Source organism: Bacillus sp. NPDC094064, assembly GCF_050279585.1.
Lineage (GTDB): Bacteria > Bacillota > Bacilli > Bacillales > Bacillaceae_G > Bacillus_A.
The window spans coordinates 712,068-731,226 of the sequence record NZ_JBNNUI010000001.1; the positions used below are offsets into that span (position 1 = coordinate 712,068).

The window sequence follows — 19,159 nt, forward strand, 5'->3', positions numbered from 1 at the left end:
TCCATAACAAAGGAAAAAATAAGAAAAACGGAATTGACTTTAAATGAAACAAAACATATTATAAGTTCATAAGAACTTTTTATAATTTTGGAGGTGAAAAGATGGAAACATTTCATCTCACACGAAACGAAATGGCAACGCTCCTTCTATCACTTAGAGGATGGAATCCGAAAAAGCCTCTTAGCATTTTACAAGAAGCTTGGGCAAAGTCACATAAAAAAGATATTGAAAGCGGACAAAGCGTTACAGCTTTTATTACAACCGCACTTTCACCTATTTTTGAAAAATTGATTAAAATTGAAGATACAGACATTGGTTTTTCATTAAATGAAATAGTTGCGCTTGGTAATCAGATTGAAAACACGAGTTTCTCTGTAACCGCTATGCAAAACTGGGTGAAACGAGATATAAAAGAAATGATTGGCTCCCCTCAAAAAGGGAAGAAATATTCAATCGAACAAGCAGCCTTACTATTCATTGTCGAAGATTTAAAAACAGCACTGGATTTTGAATCCATTCGTAAGCTATTGCGCCTTATCGTAAATGACCCAGCCGATCGAAGTGATGATTTAATCAATCCTGTTCATTTATATGTAGCATACTCTTCTCTATTTGAAGAACTAAATCAAGGGAATTGCTTACAACTAAATGCAACAGATACAATTCATACGATTGAAAATATTGTAAAAGAAAAAGCTGATAAAATTGCAAGCAAGTTCGATCAAGTTAATAATGAACAACGCGAAGCAATTCGTAACGCTATTATTATCGCCACGCTTTCTGTACATACCGCTTATGTACAAATGCTAGCGAAACGTTACGTAACAGCAACGTTATTTTTACAAAATTTAGATGTAAAGCCGTAAAAAATAGGAGCAGAAGTGCTTCTATTTTTTATGAGAAATTTTTAATACTCTTTTCATTATCACTTCATGAAAAATCAGCTTACATGCTTTACTATAATACTTAAGAGAGACATAAAAGAATTGAAATAGCAATCCCCTATGTAAATAAGGTATAATCTACACATGATAAACCTTTTACTTTATTAACAAAAAGGTTTATCTATTCAAAAATTCATAAACTAGAAGGTGCAACAATGTTAAGTAGTTTTATTCATTCAGTATTGACGTTTTTTGAAGGGTTAGGTTATTGGGGCATTATGCTTGGATTAATGATTGAAATTATCCCGAGTGAAATTGTCCTCGCTTACGCAGGATACTTAGTATCAAATGGAAGTATCTCGTTTGTAGGCGCAGTTATATTCGGTACAATTGGCGGTGTTATTGCTCAAGTCTTTATTTATTGGATTGGCCGATACGGCGGTCGCCCTGTATTAGAACGTTACGGAAAATATATTTTCATTCATAAAAAACAAATAGACGCTGCTGAAGATTGGTTTAATCGTTACGGAACTGGCGTAATTTTCACAGCCCGCTTTATTCCAGTAGTACGCCATGCGATTTCAATTCCTGCTGGTATTACAAAAATGCCAATTTCACGTTTCATTACGTTAACAGGACTTGCGATTATTCCTTGGTCTATCATTTTCATTTACTTAGGTGAAAAACTAGGTGAAAACTGGGAGAATATTAATGATATTGCTGGACCGTATGTGAAATCGTTCGCAATAGGTGGCGTCATACTTATTCTTTTATACTTCGTCATAAAAAAATGGACAAAAAAGCGTAAAAATCTTGCGTAAAAATATAAATAAAAACCGCTATATATTCATTACGAATGTTAGCGGTTTTTATTATAGGCTTGATTATATATTAGAAATTGTATTATTTCTTCTTTATGCTTTAAATCATGCTGAATGAGTGATGAAAAGTAATTATTTAATTTCACTTTTTTAGTGTCAAATTGGTAGTCATTATAAAAATATTTGGTGGGAATTCGCTCAATTTCATCCACTAATTGTTTACGAGTAACACTAAATTGATTTAATAGTTCTTCTTTTGAAATACCAGATCTCGCATATTTAATTGCTCCCATATTCATTTCCTCAACATCTATTGGAACATTTGGTACAGATTGTCCACTTATAAAGTATGGAATTCTATCCTTTATTATAAACACATCCCAAACGATAAAATGTGAAATCACATCCGCAATTGCCCATGAACCTTTTTTTAATGCCTGAAACCATATATCATCAGGCACTCGCTGTAATGTTTGACACCACTCTATTAAATTTAATTTTCCTTCCAAAATATTCTCTTTCTTCATTATTCATTCCTTTCTCGTACTTATAATTCATTCATATTAATATCTTCTAGAAATTGTATAAAAAAGCCTCCATAATTATGTGGATAAGCTACAATTCACTCATTCATTTCGTATATTATCTCAAAAAGGAGTGATTTTCCTATGCACTGGCAACAAAAAATACCATACTTAATTGGACGCCCTATCGGCATTTCCTTCATTAACGGGCAAGGAACTTCTGGTGTATTATGTTCAGCACATGATGGCCAATTATATGTATATGAATACCTGTACCAAGCACAATTCGCCATGAAACATTATGATTTTAGACAAATTCAAGATATACATGCATTTCCTAATTGCCCGCACCAAAATCCTCTATACTAAAAAACCGGAACGGCTAATAGCCATTCCGGTTTCTCTACTTTATTTCTCAGAATAAAACTTCTGCACCGCTTCATCAAAGTAAATCCAACCTTTCCAACCTAAATGAATTGTATCTTTTAAGAAATACTTATCATATTCATGGTTAGAGAAATCAACTACTGGGTATCCCGCTTTCTCGACTTGCTCGCGAACCTTATTATAATACACATCACGGCGTTCTTTCGGGAAACCAGCATAATCATACCAAGGTCCATTTACAGGAACAGAAATAAAGAGTGGTTCAACATTTTTTTCTTTGAAAAGATCTAAAACAATTTGTAAGTCATCATATTCTGGTGATTCATCATACGATTCATTTGCTCTAAAGTTTTTTAGACCTTTTAATTTTTTCTTGAAATTATGTTTATAGTAATACGGATTTTCAATTCCGAATGTATTTGTTGTAGATTCCGCTTTACCTTCTTGTTCCGCTTGTTTACGTGCATCTTCCCAAGAAAGTGAACGTAGTCCCGTATTTGTTTTCTCTTTCATCGGTTCGATCTTAAATAGGGAATTAAATAAATCTCTATGATCTAAAATATTCCGGTACATATATGCTAGCGGTTTAGCTAGCCCAGCTTTTATATTATGTTTTGTATCGTTATATACAATACTTTCTAGAGAACTACTTAATATCGCATCTTTACGAACAACTTTATAATCTAGCAAACGTTCCGCAATTTTTTTCTTCATTTCAGGATTTATTTCGTCATTAAAAATAAAATGATAGGCTTGTTGTTTGGAGAAATTATTTGTAAAATCCCCTTGTGATACACCGGTTTTTGTAAACCATTGTGGTGAAAGAACAAAGACTACCTTTTTACCTTCTAATTCATCCATCGTAGATGTCATATTTAAAATATGAGCTAAACTTTGCGTACCGCCAGTTCCAATTAAAAATGGTGTGAAACCTGCTGGATTTACTTTGAAATAATTGGACGGATGGTATGCATCCATTCGTAAAAATTCAGATGAACCGTACATCGGTAAATACTGCGAATTCTCTAACATTTTCTGCTGTAAGAAAACACTTTGTAATTTTTCTTTTTGTAAGGAAGTTGCCGCATCTTCAACTTTCTTATCGCTAATAAGTGATACTAAATTTTTAGATGGAATAAGCACGACAATGAAAAAGAGTAGACATGCTATAATAATTGGACCAAAAGCATGTTTCATCTTCATCGTCTATTCCTCTTTCTCTCGCTATTAAATTGTAACCCTTGTTTTTGACACGTCATTTTTTTCTCCTTTTTCTCTATACATGTTCCATTCTATTTATCTATTATATACATGTATGTATTTCTTTCCTTGTTCTATTAAATCCTATATAAATAGCGCAAGAAAATGTTTCCATAGAAACACGTTAATTATACAAGATTCTACATAAATTTCACACTGGAATTTTTGTAACAATTTTATTTATCAAAGATGAAAAAACATAATAAATGTCTATAATTCATTTGAATATAAAAGAAAAAAACAGACTATCACATTTGTGAAGTCTGTTTTTCTACCATTTTATTTTTGTACATTTGCCCACTTTAAACTTGTTGCTGGACCGAATTGATGTACGTATAGATCTTTCACGTAAGGTTTTTGCAAGTAAGATAAACCGCGCTGGAATACCGGTGCAATTACTGCATCATCAAGAAGTATTTTTTCAGCATCTTGCAGTGCTTTCCAACGTACGTTTTCATCATTACCTAATTCAGTTTTAATCTTTTTAATTAACGCATCATATTCTGGATTTGCATATCCTGTATTATTGACAGTACTTCCAGAAAGGAATACTTCTAAGTAAGTCATTGGATCTGGATAATCAGGTAACCAACGTGATAATGACATTTCATATTCTTTCTTCTTCTCAAGTGCTAGTTTTTGAGTATGTGGTTGTAGTTTTACATTCACTTTTAAGCCTGGTAAGTTTTTCTCAAGTTGTTCTTTAATATACTCTCCTACTTTTTTAAAGTTTTCTAAGTCATAGTTCAATAGTTCTAATGTCACTTCATTTGTACCTGTCTCTTGTTTTGCTTTTTCCCAATATTCTTTCGCCAGTTTTACGTCCGTCTTATTAAACTCACCTGCTGTACTTCTAAAATCTTTCTTATCTGGTCCTTTTAAAAACCCTTTTGGTACGTAGTAGTTCGCAGCAACCGATCCATCGTTTAAAAATGAAGTTGCAAGGCCTTTCTTATCAAACACTGTACTCAGCGCAAGACGTGCATTTTTATTTTTAAGAATCGGTACATTTTCATTGAAACGGAAGAAGTACATAACCGGATCTGTATATTGCTTTAGTTCTTTACTAGTTTTATATTTATCTACAAATTCTGTGGAAATGACAGCTCTATCAACTTTATCTGTCTCATATAAATTTACCGCAGTTGAAATTTCTTTAACAATTTGATAGTTTACTTCATCTAATTTCACTTCTTTTTTATCCCAATACTTATCATTTTTCTTCATTGTAAAACTAGCTTCATGCTTCCACTCTGATAATGTAAATGGCCCATTATATATCGTTTTATTTGCTTCTAATCCGTATTTATCACCTTGTTCTTTCGCATACTTTTCATTAATTGGATAGAAGGACGGTAAAATGAGTAGTTTCGTAAAATACGGTACAGGATGTTCTAGCTCTACAACAAATGTTTTATCATCCTTTGCTTTTATCCCTAATTCATCTAGCCCTAGCTGCTTTTTATTTATCTTCTCAGCATTTTTTACATCGTACGCAATATATGCATATTGAGAAGCCATATCTGGATTAATTAGTTGCTTCCAAGCATACACGTAATCATGAGCGGTTACTGGATCTCCGTTAGACCATTTCGCATCACGTAAGTGGAACGTATATGTCTTTCCATCTTTACTCACTTCATACTTTTGTGCTCCCGCCTCAATCACTTCATCATTTTTTGATAAACGGAATAGCCCTTCCATCACGTTATTTAAAACGTTAAACGAGACCGCATCTGTTACTTTACCTGAATTTAATGATGGAATTTCACCCGTTTCTAGTAGCTGTAATACTTTCTTCTCATCTTTCGGCTTTGTAGCTGTTTTTTCTTTTGCACAGCCAACTAAAAATGAAGAAACTAATAGAGTACTAACTAATGAGTAGCGAACAACTTTTTTCATGTAAAAACCCCCCTCTATGTTTTAAGGCAAGTAACGACGTGCACCAGCAAATTCTTCAATATATCCTGGTGTATTGAGCGGTATAATTTCTACCGACCTTTCAGCTTTTGGAGAGTGAATCATATTTCCATCACCAATATACATCCCCACATGATGAACACTACCTTTCCCCTGATCATGTGCAAAGAAGATTAAATCCCCTTTTTGTAAGTTTTCTTTATCAACCGCAACTCCATTTCTTGATTGTGGACCAGAATCCCGCGGAATTGTAATACCGTGTGATTTATAAATCGTATGTGTAAACCCGGAGCAATCAAATCCAAAACCACTTGTACCTGCCCATATATACGGTAAACCTAAAAACATTTTTCCAGTGTTTATTAAATCGTCGGCCGTCGGAGCCGGAATATCATTTTGAGAACGATAAACAGTGCCATCATTTTTCCGTAGCCACGCCTTCTGACCATTTGGCAACAATACACGGTATGAAATTGTATCTTCACTAAGTAGCGGCAGACGCGTATTATAGCTAACTTCAAGTGATTTATATTTTTCAGAAGGATTAATATATATAATCGCTGTCGGTTTCGTTACTAATACGAAAGGTTCATTTGTTTTATCTGCAAATTCCTGATTATATGTTAATTGTTTTTCAGGCATCCATCCCGGATAACCTTCTTCGTTTCGTGGTGTTGGCTGACCATGGACTAACACTTTCACCCAGTCACCTCTCTTATCAACAACCGTTACTTCTTGACCGAGTAGTGCTTGCGTTTCTAATTTATTCGCACTTGTTAACCATAGCTTCTCATCAAGTGTCATTGATTTCGTCCACTTCCATAAATCAACTGGATTTGTAGCGCTCGGTGCATCAATTGGCCGTAATGAATCAGGCGCAGTCCAAAGTGTCGCAGCAGATACATCTATAAATGCTGTACTATCCTTCTTTTCTTCAGCATTTACCGATGTAAACGATGAAAAAATAAATAAAGTTGTTAAAAATGCAGTTCCTACTTTTTTCATATATATCCTCCTTAAAAGATAGTTTACTAGTCACTTCTTCTAAGATTAAATATTCACTGTAGAATGGAGGTTTACCTTTGAACCAGAATACGTCATTCCCTCAGGCTCCTCCATTAACCACAGTGGTGCATCAAGATCAAAATAATGAATATTAGGATGAGCTGCTGCTAAATGTGCAACAGCGCTAACAGAAAGCGAAGATTCCATCATACTGCCCACCATACATCTCACACCAGCTGCTTCTGCGATATCTGCAATACGCCATGCTTCGCGTATGCCACCACATTTCATTAATTTAATGTTGATTAAGTCTGCATATCTTCCTTGAACGAGTTTTAAGGCGTCACTTGCTGAAAATATACTTTCATCCGCCATAATTGGCGTTTGTACATTTTCTTTGACGTACTTTAACCCATCCCAATCTTTCGCGTGTACAGGTTGTTCAATAAATTCAATATTTAAATTACGATTTTCCATCTCTTTAATGATAGATACCGCTTCTTTTGGACTCCATCCTTGATTCGCATCTAAACGTAACGTCGTATTTTTTGGGACCACATTTCGAATTGCCTCAATGCGCTCCAAATCTAAATGTGCCTCTTTCCCCACTTTAATCTTTAATGTTTGAAATCCTTTTTCTATATGTTTCTTCGCCTCTTTTGCCATAAATAAAGGTTCATCTACACTCACTGTAATATCTGTATAAATTTCTTTCTTCCCGCCTAATAATGCGTAAAGTGGAACGTTTTGATATTGACAATATACATCGAATAAAGCGATATCTACCGCTGCTTTCGCACTTGTATTTCCAATACAACTCATTTGAATATACTGGATCAATTGTTGAAATTGAATCATATCTTGACCAATTAAACATAAACGAATCGGCCCTAATATCGCTTCCTCAATCCCACTTGCAAAATCACCTGTAATAACTGGTGTTGCAGCCGCGGCACCCTTTCCAACAATGCCTTCGTCCGTATGAATATATACATCTATAGTTTCAATTTCTGTTACAGTGCGAAGTGCTGTTTTAAAAGGAGTATGAAGCTTTACATGTCGGCGCTTCACTTTTATATCCGTAATTTTCATGTCGATCATCCTTTCGTTGTCCAATAAAAAATCCAGCCGTAAGAACATGCTTACGGCTGGATTTTGTCTATGATTGAGTAGACAAAGCAGCAATCTGATTATATTTTTTTTGCGCATCTTTTAGCGCCACAAGTAGCGCCTTTTGAGATGAACCGAAATAACGATTTTTAATTTCCATGACTAGCTCTGGATCGTTTATACTTTTATATAAGAATAAATATTTAACGAACTGCGATGTTAATGCAATTGTTGCGGAACAATCTGCATCAACAATTTTTCCTGTATCCTTTTCGATTACAAATGCTACAAAATAACTTTTAAACTTCTCTGTAATCGGATTATTTTGAGGAGATTTCGCATCTCCTACAATATAAATTGTATTTGAAGCGTACACAACTATCTTCCTTTCTTATACGAGGATAACGGTTTTCTTAATAGACGTATGAGTGGTAACTCAACGATGATTAAGAAATGTATCCGCTTACGCACATTATATAAAATTATCAGAATTTTAACAACATTTATTTTTACATATATTCCATAATTAAGGATATTCATACATTTAACTGGAGAAATCTCTAACTCTTCATCTAAAAATATGTCACTATCCCTTGTAACATGCTATTGAATGCCTTCTTTTTCCACACTTTCTTCACAAATAAAAAACAGTTAGCTATAGCTAACTGTTTCATTACTTTGGCAATACGAAAATTGTTTCATTTGACTTAGAAAATTGATATTCTTTTCTCGCAAACTTTAATATTTCCTCTTCATTATCCGTTAAATTCTCGATATTCGTCTTTAAAGACAAATGATCCTTTTCTAATGAAACTAATTGTTTTTTTTGACTTGTAATCGTATTTTTTTTATTCATTATTATCTCTTGTTGCTTCGTTAAAATATATTGAACGTACAAAGTAGTTGCTGCAATAAAAAGGGTCATTAAAATAAGTCGTCTTAACTTCTTTTTGTTTATAGTACGATTGTGACTAGGCTGTGATTGTTGCTCTGGTATATTAGGAACATTTACTCGTTTGAGTTTCCTCATTCAAATCCCCCTAACCCATATTTTTCACTACCATCGGCACGTTTTCTTATTTAACTAAATTCTATTTTTATAAAATAAGCTCCTTCACAAAAATATCTCATAAATTAACCAATTAAAGATAGCATTCGACGACATTTCCGTATTTCCATCGAATTTTTTTATGTATGCTGCAATAAAATAGTAGTTTATGTTATTCTTTTTCTACTATTGTAGAAGAGTTTTTCCACACAAAAAAATAAATATAGATAAATGAAAGGACATTACATGACTAATATGTAATGTCCTTTTCCTCATCAATCCAGCAACTATAAACTTCAACATAAGCAACCTTTTCAAGTTAAAAATCCATATAGATATATTTTGAAGAATCCAGTTGCGACAATATATTATGTCTTCTAGTTTGAATACCCTATTTTTTAACTTTAGTAATGAAAATAAGCCGATATTACACAATGCTGTATAATATCGGCTCTAGTAATTTTATACGTTATAGAAGATTAACTTTTCATTACATTTACAGAACTCTTCTAATTAAAAATGATCGGAAAAGTAAATGTAACGAAAGCTGCCCAAAGTCCATAGGCCGGCAAATACTTAGTAACGGCATCTTGGATAGCTGAAGGTCCAGATTTATTTTGTAGAAAACGCATATAGGAGAACATAATCCAAATTAGATTTGCACAAATAAGTATGTTTACTCCTAAAACAGCCAGCCTATTAGGCGTAATCCCATAAGAAGAAAGTCTAAATACGATAGCTGACAGAGCTACACTGTCAATGATAAGCGCAAGAACAATTAAGGCAAAATTTATATAATCTGAAATGTTCTTTTGCTCGTCTGAGTTGCTCTCGGTAATAGAAAATACAGTAACTACCAATACACCAAGAAGTATCCCGTTGAAGGCTATCAGGAAATTGCGATCCAAGAATGGATTTTTCCCTACCCATATAACCGTTATAAGATATACCAACAATGTAACCAAGACAAGCGGACTAAAAATTTTAGCTATATAGGGTGTAATATTCTTAGCAAGTTTAAGATTCATTGATACTACATATGCAGCCACAATAGCGAGAGCGGCAGCACCAAATAAAACGACATTACTAAAATAGAAGTCTCCTATATCCAAGTCAATAAAGCTAAATAATCGCATGGTTAATATCGCTAGTATCATTCCGCTAACTGCCATACAGGCGTAGAGAATACAATATTCTAAATTGAATTTAATATAAGCTAATCTTTTACTTCCTTTTGAATATTCATTTCCTGTAAATGCAAGTCCTACCAATACCCATAAAAATATAGGAAAGTGTAAATAGGCAAGGATAATACTGTCTTTATAATTTAATGGCAGCATATTAAAATACAATCCGGAAATTAGGAACAACGCTGCAATGGAATATATAACACTTTTTTTCGGCGTATTTTTGTAAATAAAATAGGCAGCAATAAAAGGGATTATACCAAAAGCTAGGTTAATTGGAGCAATTACTTCCTGTTCAACAAAATGGAAAATGATCCTAGTGCTTATCCCGGCCAAAATGGATAAAATGCCCATGAATAAGAAACCTTTTTGAATCAAGGAAGTTTTCCCTGTATTTTCCGCCTCCTTGAAATGCAATCTTTCATACCAAATACCCAGAACTTGAGAATCAGGATTTTGTTCCCATGCATGTGAGAATGACTTTTTAAAAGCTTTCGGGTCTTTTCTATACATTTTCTCCAACTCATGAGGGTTATCAATATTTTCAACAATCCAATTGTTAATATCCATAGTTATGCCTCCCCTAATAATTATTATGTTACGTTTCTCCGACAGTAATTAACTGTCTTCATCACTCCTGAAAAAATAACAGCTATTTTTAAATACAAAGTTGTTTCTTTTTCAATAAAAAGCACCTCAATTATTCATTCTGATTTTAATACAAACTTTATTGTTTTACAATAAATTTTTATCAATTAAAATAATATTTTTATTGTATTTTTGTTTCAAGGAAAAATAAAAAGTATTTCTCATTCCAAGAAATACTCTATAACTTTTTATAAACATCGACTAGGCTACTTCTAGTTGTTATCTTAATTGCACGTTTTCATTTGAAAATCAATAGTTTACATAATAATATTATTTGATTGATTTTAATTAAACTTTATTGTCTATTTTAAATATTAAAATTTTTTGTTAAAATAATCGTATTATGCTTATTTTAAGGGGGAGAGATTATGTTACGAGTAATGCCTTTAGACACTGAAGACTATGATTTAATTAAAGCTGCTGAAAAAGTAATCGAAAAAAACTATAAGTATGGTCGCCACCATATCGGTTCAGCTGTACGAACTAAAACGGGAAATGTTTATGCAGCAGTACATGTTGAAGCAAACGTCGGAAGAATAACAGTATGCGGTGAAGCTATGGCAATCGGAAAATCTATTTCAGAAGGTGATCATGAATTTGATACTATTGTAGCAGTTGCTCACCCACACCCTCACGAAGATATAGAAAAATGTTGGGTTGTTGCTCCATGTGGCATGTGTCGAGAATTAATAAGTGATTATGGAAAAAATACGAACGTTATCCTTTCTTATAATGGCGAAATTGTAAAATGTAACGTAATGGAATTATTACCTGAAAAGTATACAAGTGAAGTAAAATAATTTTTAATGCTTACAATTAATAAAAAAATATTATTCCAATAAATACAAAAAACAATCCGTTTTTGAAATGGATTGTTTTTGTATTTCTTTTTTATGCAGTTTATTTTTTCTTATTTTTATTCTTAATAGAAATTCATTAATGAAAAATGAAATCAGAATATATTCGTGTATATCACGATAGAATTTATCATTCGAAAACAAAAATCCACTTTACCCTTACATTTGAAAAATATGTATAAAACTCTCTTAATTTAGTAGCCTTATCATACCAATCTATAACAATTCTGTCTTCTGCCCTTACCTGTTTCCTTTAACACATACGACTTCAAAACAAGAGCGGTTAACGAATCTGTTAATGTTTTATATGATAAATTAGATAGCGCCAATAGATCGTTCGTATATAACATTCTATGTTTCTCTAATAATAATAGTACTAATCGCTCTGACGGTTTTAATGCCTCATCACTTTCTAATATAAAGTCTATATTTTTCATTTCTCTAATTCTTACTCCTCATATAAAAAAATACGTTAAATGATTATTTAATATAAAAATAATACATAACAAAATTCGAAATATATTAAAATAACATCGTCTTAAAACACTATTACACTATAACATATAAAAGGCATTTCCCCAAATTGGAAATGCCTTTTATATGTATCTATCTTATTTATATAATTGATATGATTGTTCTAGCCCTATATTATACTTTATATTATTATCTGTCCATTCTCCCCCTAAACCTCCTGGCCATTCTGATGTATTGGTAACATATTTAAGTAAATTTCAACCCTTCAATCTTTTTTACAACACGTTCATACGATTTGACTACACTGGAAATTTCCGTGAAATTACTGCGGCATATGTTTAAGTCCCTAGTACTTTTTTACCAAGAGGTTTCGTGCTATTCGAATCTGGTTCAATTGTAATACCAATGTTATCAAAGGACACGGGCTGTTTTTGTGAGATTTCATATGTCAAGAGTCCAGAACCAGTTTCATCAGGTTTAAATATCCCAGCGTTTTTTCTTTCTCCATCTTTTAACAACCAAACTTGATACACTTCTGAATTTTTTACTTGTGGCAAATGTTCGGCTTGTACAACTAATTTTTTCTTTTCTCCTTGTTGCATAACAAATATATAGCCCTTTGTATTTTCATGGTTTTGATCGCTTGATATTAATGGCCGAGTAGAAATTACTTTAATCGGATCACTGCTTAATTCATGCTTAGCTAAAGATTGTATTTTTAATTGCGAATTTTCGATTGTTACTGCTACAGTAATCACTGCCATTATCCCTAATAATACCGTTGCCAACGGTGTAAATTGTTTTCTTAGTAAACCCGTCCATTCTTTCAATTTCGCTGTTACTGTATTATCTCTACTCGTTTGTTCGTGAACAAATATAAAATCAAACACTTCCGCTTTTAATGTTGCTGGTACTTCTTTCTCTTCAAAATCGAAATGTAACGCTTCCCAAGCTGCCTGCATTGATGAATACTCAGTTTGACATTTCAGGCATGTCTTTAAATGTTCTTGAAACTTTCTTTGTTCTCTTTCATCAAATGTATTCGTAACGTAAGATAATAAATGCTCACATTCTCTCTCCATACTATCCCCTCTATTCTAGATATCTTTTTAATCGCTTTAAAGATTGATGAAGACGACTTTTAGTGGTTCCTACTGGTTCACCTTCCATTTTAGCAATCTCACTAAGGGAATAACCTTTCCAATATAGCAAGTCGATTAATCTTTTTTGAGATATAGACAAATTCTGCTTTGCCTTTTGAATTTCAACACTGTGCATCCTTTGCTCGATTTGATTTTCCGAATCTGCTATATGCATATGTTTTTCAGAATCATAAATATTTTGAAAGTTTTTATACATAAGTTCTTTATTTTCTTTTCGGACATAATCAACACATACATTCCTCGTAATAGTAAGTATCCAATTTACGAAATCACCTTTTGAAGGATTATACATACTTTTAGTTGTCCAAAGTTTCAAGAAAATTAATTGAACAACTTCTTTTGTTTTGTCTTCATTTCCTTTGAAAAATTTAAAAGTGAAGCTATATATCAACTTAACATATCGTTCATATATTTCTTCTAATGCAGGACGATAGTTTCTTTGTACTAATTGCATTAACTCATAATCATTTTTTTCTTTCATTTTCACCTGCACTCCCTATTGTTTTTCTTTAATTTTTGATAATTCTAAATTAACTTAATTATATAATCCAAATAGAGAAAAAGGAACCACCAACAACGTTGGTCGCTCCTTTTAGCAGAATATTTATCCCGCTATTCGCGGGCAGTAAGACCCCCACTTCAAAATTCATTGAGGTGAATAACTGCTGGCATGTGCCCTATTCAACATGCTTCCCATCACTGCTTAAATGTAGTTTCACTATTCAGTACAAACCATATATCTTTAACCCCTTGTCCATTTATATCCCCTTTTGATTTATCATTAGCAAAATAGTAAAGAGGATAGCCTTTATACGTTACTTGTTTCTCTTTTGTATCTTCTCTTGTTATCGTAGCAAAGTCTTTTTTATCAAATCCTTTTGGAACTTCAAAATCTTTCGCAACAAATGGTGGCCAAAGTTTTACACAATCACCACTACAATTACTTACCTTAGATGTGTCTTTTGCAAAATAATAGAGTGTCTTTCCGTTTGAATCTGTTAAGTATTTTCCAACCTTATCGTTCTCTAATACTTGTAAACTAGGAGATTCGTTTTTATCACTACTAACTTCACTCACCTTTTCTCCGCCCGTTTTCTTACTTTGAGAATCTTCTTTCTGATCGCTATTACACGCTGTTAATAAAAAAAGGCTTGCTAATATAGACACAATACATTGCCATACTTTCATACTGATTCCTCCTTCAATTTTTTATTTATATTTAAGGTAACGATAGAAAGGTTTAAATGGTTTGATAAAAAATAAAAAAAGATGCAAGTTAGTCATCTCTCCCTCTACTTACATCTTTTTTAACTCTATCAATTTATGTATTTTTCTTATACCAAAAAGGGATACTCCCCTCATAGTATTCTATATCTCTACAATAAAGTTCACTCAAAAATACCTCATAACCAAAAGTTTTACGATAAATAAAAAGAATCAATTTTGAAAGGATTGATCAAAATTGATTCTCTTCTAGTAAATTTAAGTTTAGTTTTTATAGAAAAGGGCATTTATTTAAAAACGAAATACCCTTTTTGTATTATGATTTGTTGTGCGATTCTACATTTATAACGACATTTCCCTCTTATCATTTCCGTTACAAAATGAAACACATATATACGGATTAAAAATTATGGGATTACCTACGTCTTTTTGATTAACATTTTTACCTTATATAATATCTCTTGCAATATGCGGTTTACTATAATGACTCGTTCCACCACCGCCTACTATTACTTTTCCACCTTTATCAAAGATTAATAATTTTCTTGAACCATCAGAAAGTAACACTACTACTTCTGCATTGTCATTCGTAGCCGTATATATTACATATCCACTCTTCGAAATACAAGTTGCCCAATTCTTATCAAATTCCGATCTTAATACTCGATTAGAATACACTTGATTTTCAACTCTTCCCGGTTGTTCGTTTTCCAATTTCCTCTTACCTTCCTTCTGAAGTTGTCATTTTTATATAAATGACGGTTTCTCAGTAAATTAGTGACCGCCTTTAATATAAATAGTATATGTGTTTATTAAGAAAATGCTTGGACAACGAGAACATAACAACATTTAAGTATTTTACAACCGGAATTTTTCCTTAAGCATTACAGCTACTTCTTTAGCACTCAAATGAGTATTATTAATTTTTATATAATCTTCTTTTTCAATTTCACCATGAAATGAATTTAATCTATGTTTTTCCAACGTCTCTTTTAAATTTTTTTCAGACCACTCAATGTCTCTTTTTTTCGGTTTTTGCTCTAATCTATGTGGACTTTTATTGCGTTCCAACCTTTCATTTAAGGCTGCTTCCAGCTCTACAAAATATACTGTTCCACCTTTCGACTCAAAAATGCTTACTATATGATTTATATATTCCCAATCAGATTGTAGGTCAAATGCCCAAACATATGTAAATATCATTCCGTATAAGTTACTTTTAGACACTTCTTCAAAGAGTTCATTCCGAAACAAACTCACTAATCTTTTTGCTTCCTTTGTACTGTAATCAAAAAATGGACAAACAAAATCAATTGTCATATGATTATGAAACAACTTCAAATCGGTTATTTTCTCTAATTCATGTCCAACCGTCATTTTCCCAACTGCTTGTGGGCCAAATATTATTATGAATTTCATATTTTTTCCTCCGAACCACATAAGATTGAAAATAAGACAGTCACTTTTGTATCAACTTTAAAATTACCCTTAAGAAATAGAATAATGACTCGTCCCACTTCTAACGTTTCTTCGAGAATTTTAACAAACGTTCTTGGTAATACTCATTTCCATAGACTGTAATCATATTGTATAATATTCACTTCAAAATAAACATGTGGAATTCTCAAAAGGAGGATATAATGAATTCATTAATTGGATTTCTTTTTCTTCTTATCGCTTCTAATACACTAATTTTCTTTATAGCAAAGAAATATAAGCAAACATGGAAAATAGCTAGTTGTATTTTTATTCTTTCTTCTCCTCTTGTTTTCTTCACCACTTTACACATAATTGGTGAAAAAGTAGGAGATGGGTTCGCTGGAGGAATTGCTGGACTTACCTTTGGAGGACTTTTAATCATAAATGCAATAGTCTTATTTGTTGTAAGTTTTTTTATTTCAACAAATAAAAATTCATAATAAATCACTACATTTATAAAAATATATCATTTCAAATGACAAAGAGCTTACTATAGTAAGAGTAAGCTCTTTGTTTTTAATCATTTATTTCACAATCGGTAATGTCACTTCACTTAATTTTACTGTTAGTTTTGTTCCAGCTTTCGGTCTAATTGTATAGTCGTAGTCACTTGCGATTAAAACAACTCCTATTTGATGCCCAGCTTTAAATACATAATCATCTGGTTGCATATCCCATGTAAATGTATAATCTTTACCTGGTTGAAGTGCTGTTGAGTTTTTTATGCTATTTAAGTTTTGTGGGTCCATCCAACCTCTCGTAACAATTTCAGGCTTCGCTCCGCCATAATCAACAAGTAATGCCGTTAAATTAGATACAGAGCGATCAATATTTCCTGTAAATGAAATCTTCGGTGTACCGCTAATACGCGTGTCTTTTTGCAGTACAGGCATTGTATACACTAATCGATTTGCTACTTCTAGATCCGGATTTTCTACTAATTGATTTGACTTTATTTTTGCATCATCAACAAATGAGAAAACCTTATTAGCAGATCCCATACTTAATGGTAAATTAACTGCTTTATTACTTAAATACATGCGAACTTTTGATGGTACAGCTGCTGGATCTGGCCAATTTTTCAACTTTTCCCATGCTTTATTTTCTCGTTGTACATCAACCATTGGTTCATCCATAATTCCATTTTCAATTCCGTACAACCAATAATCTAACCATTTATTTTGTGTTTTTTGCCAGTCATTACTTGACGTACCACCATGTCCACCTTGATGTAACCACATTTTACGAGGTACATCATTTTCTCCCAGCGCATCCCACCATTGTGCGAACTGCTTCGTTTTTACGTTCCAATCGTTTAAACCATGAACGACAAATACACTTGCTTTTATATTTTTAGCATCTTTTACATAATTTCGTTTATCCCAAAAATCATTATAATTACCAGTTTTCCGGTCCTGTCCAGCAGTCAGTTCTTTTATTATGGGACCACAAACTTCTGGATTCTTTCTTGTTAGTACTGCTTCTGCCATATTATCTGTATCTTCCCCTTGATATCCACCAGGAGCAATAACTGCACCATTTGCGCGATAATAATCATACCAACTACTAATCGCTGCGATTGGAATAATCGTTTTTAATCCTTCAACTCCAGTCGTTGCAACAGCATTTGGTAATGTACCATTGTAAGAAACCCCTGTCATACCGACATTTCCTGTAGACCAATCAGCCTTAACTTCCTCACCATTTTCTGTATAGGCTTTCGCACGTCCATTCACCCAATCAATCACAGATTTCGTCCCAAGTATTTCTTGTTCATCTCCAGTTGTCGGACACCCATCTGATTTTCCAGTCCCAATACTTTCTCCTAAAATAACGGCATAACCTCTTGGCACGTAATAATTTCCGTATGAACCAAGATTAACCGCCCCATACGGCTTTCCTTCATACGCATACAATTCTTCATCTACATTGTAAACCGGAACATCTTTTAACCCTGCCCGATATGGGCTCATTTCATAAATAACAGGAACCTTCACATTCGGTTCAGTCTTTGGACGCATTACCTTTATTGATACGCGGTCCTTTTTACCATCGCGATCACTATCAACTTCTGTCTCTACAAATAAATTTTCAATAATTGCTTCATCAAGAGAATAAATTGGTTTTGTCATCCCATTTTCTAATTCAATTTTCGTACTGCTTGTCTCGTCCTTCTTCTCTGCATGCACATCCGTTGTCAAGTTAGGTATAAAAGTTGCAGATAGCATTGCTGACAGTGTAATTGCTATTTTCTTTTTACTCAAAATGTCCCCTCCCCTTAATTGCTCTCTTTTACTATATAATAAAATAACTGAAAATTCAGTTTTAATTTTGTGTAAAAGTTGAGAAATTTATGGTGATGTATCTATCGATCATCGGTAATTTCTAAAACTGTAAAAAAGACTAATATTTCATTAGCCTCTTTTCATATTCACATAAAATTGTATTTCTTCACCTATAATAGAAACTTCATATCCAAAACCGTCTTTCGCTAATAAAACTTCGAAATCTTCTTTTTCAAAATAAGCTTTTAGAATTTTTAACATATCTTGTTCATCATCTGCAATTAATACTTTCATGCTTATTTCTCCATTACTTTTAAACAAAAAATCAATTGTATCATACAACTTCTTTGTTACATGAATGTGAAAGAAAAATATTTATATCTATTGAGGGTATAGTAATGATGAGGTGTTATACTATGATTAAAAAAATCGGCGTCATTACTCTTCTTTTCTTCTTATTATCAACAAATGCTTTCGCAAATACAAATAAACAAATTGAAGTATTTGATTGTCAAAAAGAAATGGTCGTTCAAAAGCAATCTTTAAATCCAGCGCTTGAAAAAGAAGCAGTCCAATACGCTAAAGCAATCACTGGCCCATTTAAAAACTTAAATGTTGTTCCGAAAGATGGCCATATGATAAAAATCCCTTTATCTAAACCAGTTTCCATCACAAATCAATGGTTACATTCAACAATTGATGAAGTACTTATCTTACTTCCTCTTAATGAAAAACCTTATATTATGCTTTACGATGATGAAAATAATCCACATTTTTATTATGTAAAAGGTGATCCAAAAGTTTTATTGAAACAGATGAAAGTTAAAATGTAATTGGATTGGTCTCTAATCTAATTTTCACAATATAAATCAACAACTAAAAT

The 19,159-nt window shown here is 32.6% G+C and carries 21 protein-coding genes and 2 pseudogenes; 6 read left to right on the forward strand and 17 right to left on the reverse strand.

All coding sequences use genetic code 11. The features are described from left to right. Positions 1-101: 101 nt before the first annotated feature. Both ACQKNI_RS03860 and ACQKNI_RS03865 read left to right on the forward strand, forming a co-directional pair. Positions 102-866, forward strand: coding sequence for a DUF1836 domain-containing protein (locus tag ACQKNI_RS03860; protein ID WP_088229224.1), 765 nt, complete (start codon positions 102-104; stop codon positions 864-866). 233 nt (positions 867-1,099) lie between these two features. Next, positions 1,100-1,705 carry a DedA family protein gene (locus ACQKNI_RS03865; protein ID WP_088229223.1) on the forward strand — a complete coding sequence of 202 codons (606 nt, stop codon included), beginning with the start codon at positions 1,100-1,102 and terminating at the stop codon, positions 1,703-1,705. Between the two features lie 38 nt (positions 1,706-1,743). On the opposite strand, the gene ACQKNI_RS03870 is transcribed toward ACQKNI_RS03865, so the two are convergent. Next, positions 1,744-2,232 carry a hypothetical protein gene (locus ACQKNI_RS03870; protein ID WP_088229222.1) on the reverse strand — a complete coding sequence of 163 codons (489 nt, stop codon included), beginning with the start codon at positions 2,230-2,232 and terminating at the stop codon, positions 1,744-1,746. Between the two features lie 141 nt (positions 2,233-2,373). Here ACQKNI_RS03870 and ACQKNI_RS03875 point away from each other — a divergent pair, with 141 nt between their 5' ends. Further along, on the forward strand, positions 2,374-2,598 hold the full coding sequence (locus ACQKNI_RS03875; protein WP_088229221.1) for a hypothetical protein: 225 nt from the start codon (positions 2,374-2,376) through the stop codon (positions 2,596-2,598). A 39-nt stretch (positions 2,599-2,637) separates the two neighbouring features. Here the strand turns inward: ACQKNI_RS03875 and dltD are convergent, their stop codons facing one another. The 7 genes from dltD to ACQKNI_RS03910 form a co-directional block, all read right to left on the reverse strand. Next, positions 2,638-3,819, reverse strand: coding sequence for a D-alanyl-lipoteichoic acid biosynthesis protein DltD (gene dltD, locus ACQKNI_RS03880; RefSeq protein WP_088229220.1), 1,182 nt, complete (start codon positions 3,817-3,819; stop codon positions 2,638-2,640). A 336-nt stretch (positions 3,820-4,155) separates the two neighbouring features. After that, entirely contained in the window at positions 4,156-5,778 is a 1,623-nt protein-coding gene (locus ACQKNI_RS03885; protein ID WP_088229219.1) for a peptide ABC transporter substrate-binding protein, read from the reverse strand. Between the two features lie 21 nt (positions 5,779-5,799). Beyond that, a complete protein-coding gene (locus ACQKNI_RS03890) occupies positions 5,800-6,801 on the reverse strand; it encodes a C40 family peptidase (RefSeq protein ID WP_088229218.1) in 1,002 nt (333 codons plus the stop codon). Positions 6,802-6,846: 45 nt separating this feature from the next. Beyond that, a complete protein-coding gene (locus ACQKNI_RS03895) occupies positions 6,847-7,893 on the reverse strand; it encodes a dipeptide epimerase (protein WP_088229217.1) in 1,047 nt (348 codons plus the stop codon). Between the two features lie 67 nt (positions 7,894-7,960). Continuing rightward, entirely contained in the window at positions 7,961-8,287 is a 327-nt protein-coding gene (locus tag ACQKNI_RS03900) for a DUF3870 domain-containing protein (RefSeq protein WP_088229216.1), read from the reverse strand. 297 nt (positions 8,288-8,584) lie between these two features. Continuing rightward, positions 8,585-8,941: an FtsB family cell division protein gene (locus tag ACQKNI_RS03905; RefSeq protein WP_088229215.1), complete on the reverse strand. Its 357-nt coding sequence runs from the start codon at positions 8,939-8,941 to the stop codon at positions 8,585-8,587. A gap of 527 nt (positions 8,942-9,468) precedes the next feature. Then, positions 9,469-10,716 carry a DUF4153 domain-containing protein gene (locus ACQKNI_RS03910; protein ID WP_098252100.1) on the reverse strand — a complete coding sequence of 416 codons (1,248 nt, stop codon included), beginning with the start codon at positions 10,714-10,716 and terminating at the stop codon, positions 9,469-9,471. Between the two features lie 446 nt (positions 10,717-11,162). Between ACQKNI_RS03910 and ACQKNI_RS03915 the strand changes: the two genes are divergently transcribed. Next, a complete protein-coding gene (locus ACQKNI_RS03915) occupies positions 11,163-11,594 on the forward strand; it encodes a cytidine deaminase (RefSeq protein WP_098252101.1) in 432 nt (143 codons plus the stop codon). 263 nt (positions 11,595-11,857) lie between these two features. On the opposite strand, the gene ACQKNI_RS03920 is transcribed toward ACQKNI_RS03915, so the two are convergent. From ACQKNI_RS03920 to ACQKNI_RS03950, 7 genes and pseudogenes are all read right to left on the reverse strand, one after another. Further along, positions 11,858-12,088 carry a hypothetical protein gene (locus tag ACQKNI_RS03920; RefSeq protein WP_000789031.1) on the reverse strand — a complete coding sequence of 77 codons (231 nt, stop codon included), beginning with the start codon at positions 12,086-12,088 and terminating at the stop codon, positions 11,858-11,860. 174 nt (positions 12,089-12,262) lie between these two features. Then, positions 12,263-12,437, reverse strand: a pseudogene (locus tag ACQKNI_RS03925) (invasion protein); the annotation flags it as partial. A 26-nt stretch (positions 12,438-12,463) separates the two neighbouring features. Then, the gene (locus tag ACQKNI_RS03930) at positions 12,464-13,207 is read right to left on the reverse strand and encodes an anti-sigma factor (RefSeq protein WP_088229212.1); all 744 of its coding nucleotides are present in this window, start codon (positions 13,205-13,207) and stop codon (positions 12,464-12,466) included. A gap of 10 nt (positions 13,208-13,217) precedes the next feature. Next, the gene (locus ACQKNI_RS03935; RefSeq protein WP_088229211.1) at positions 13,218-13,769 is read right to left on the reverse strand and encodes an RNA polymerase sigma factor; all 552 of its coding nucleotides are present in this window, start codon (positions 13,767-13,769) and stop codon (positions 13,218-13,220) included. A 215-nt stretch (positions 13,770-13,984) separates the two neighbouring features. Further along, the gene (locus ACQKNI_RS03940; RefSeq protein ID WP_088229210.1) at positions 13,985-14,476 is read right to left on the reverse strand and encodes a COG4315 family predicted lipoprotein; all 492 of its coding nucleotides are present in this window, start codon (positions 14,474-14,476) and stop codon (positions 13,985-13,987) included. A 483-nt stretch (positions 14,477-14,959) separates the two neighbouring features. Further along, complete coding sequence (locus ACQKNI_RS03945) at positions 14,960-15,226, reverse strand: hypothetical protein (protein ID WP_098882315.1); 267 nt, start codon at positions 15,224-15,226, stop codon at positions 14,960-14,962. Between the two features lie 144 nt (positions 15,227-15,370). Beyond that, complete coding sequence (locus ACQKNI_RS03950) at positions 15,371-15,931, reverse strand: AAA family ATPase (RefSeq protein WP_098882314.1); 561 nt, start codon at positions 15,929-15,931, stop codon at positions 15,371-15,373. A gap of 221 nt (positions 15,932-16,152) precedes the next feature. Between ACQKNI_RS03950 and ACQKNI_RS03955 the strand changes: the two genes are divergently transcribed. Continuing rightward, positions 16,153-16,431, forward strand: coding sequence for a hypothetical protein (locus ACQKNI_RS03955; RefSeq protein ID WP_141552065.1), 279 nt, complete (start codon positions 16,153-16,155; stop codon positions 16,429-16,431). A gap of 84 nt (positions 16,432-16,515) precedes the next feature. On the opposite strand, the gene ACQKNI_RS03960 is transcribed toward ACQKNI_RS03955, so the two are convergent. Continuing rightward, positions 16,516-18,255 carry a Xaa-Pro dipeptidyl-peptidase gene (locus ACQKNI_RS03960; RefSeq protein ID WP_088229206.1) on the reverse strand — a complete coding sequence of 580 codons (1,740 nt, stop codon included), beginning with the start codon at positions 18,253-18,255 and terminating at the stop codon, positions 16,516-16,518. Positions 18,256-18,471: 216 nt separating this feature from the next. Next, a pseudogene (locus ACQKNI_RS03965) lies at positions 18,472-18,570 on the reverse strand (response regulator transcription factor); the annotation flags it as partial. A 122-nt stretch (positions 18,571-18,692) separates the two neighbouring features. Here ACQKNI_RS03965 and ACQKNI_RS03970 point away from each other — a divergent pair. Then, positions 18,693-19,109, forward strand: coding sequence for a hypothetical protein (locus ACQKNI_RS03970; protein WP_088229205.1), 417 nt, complete (start codon positions 18,693-18,695; stop codon positions 19,107-19,109). Positions 19,110-19,159: the final 50 nt, after the last annotated feature.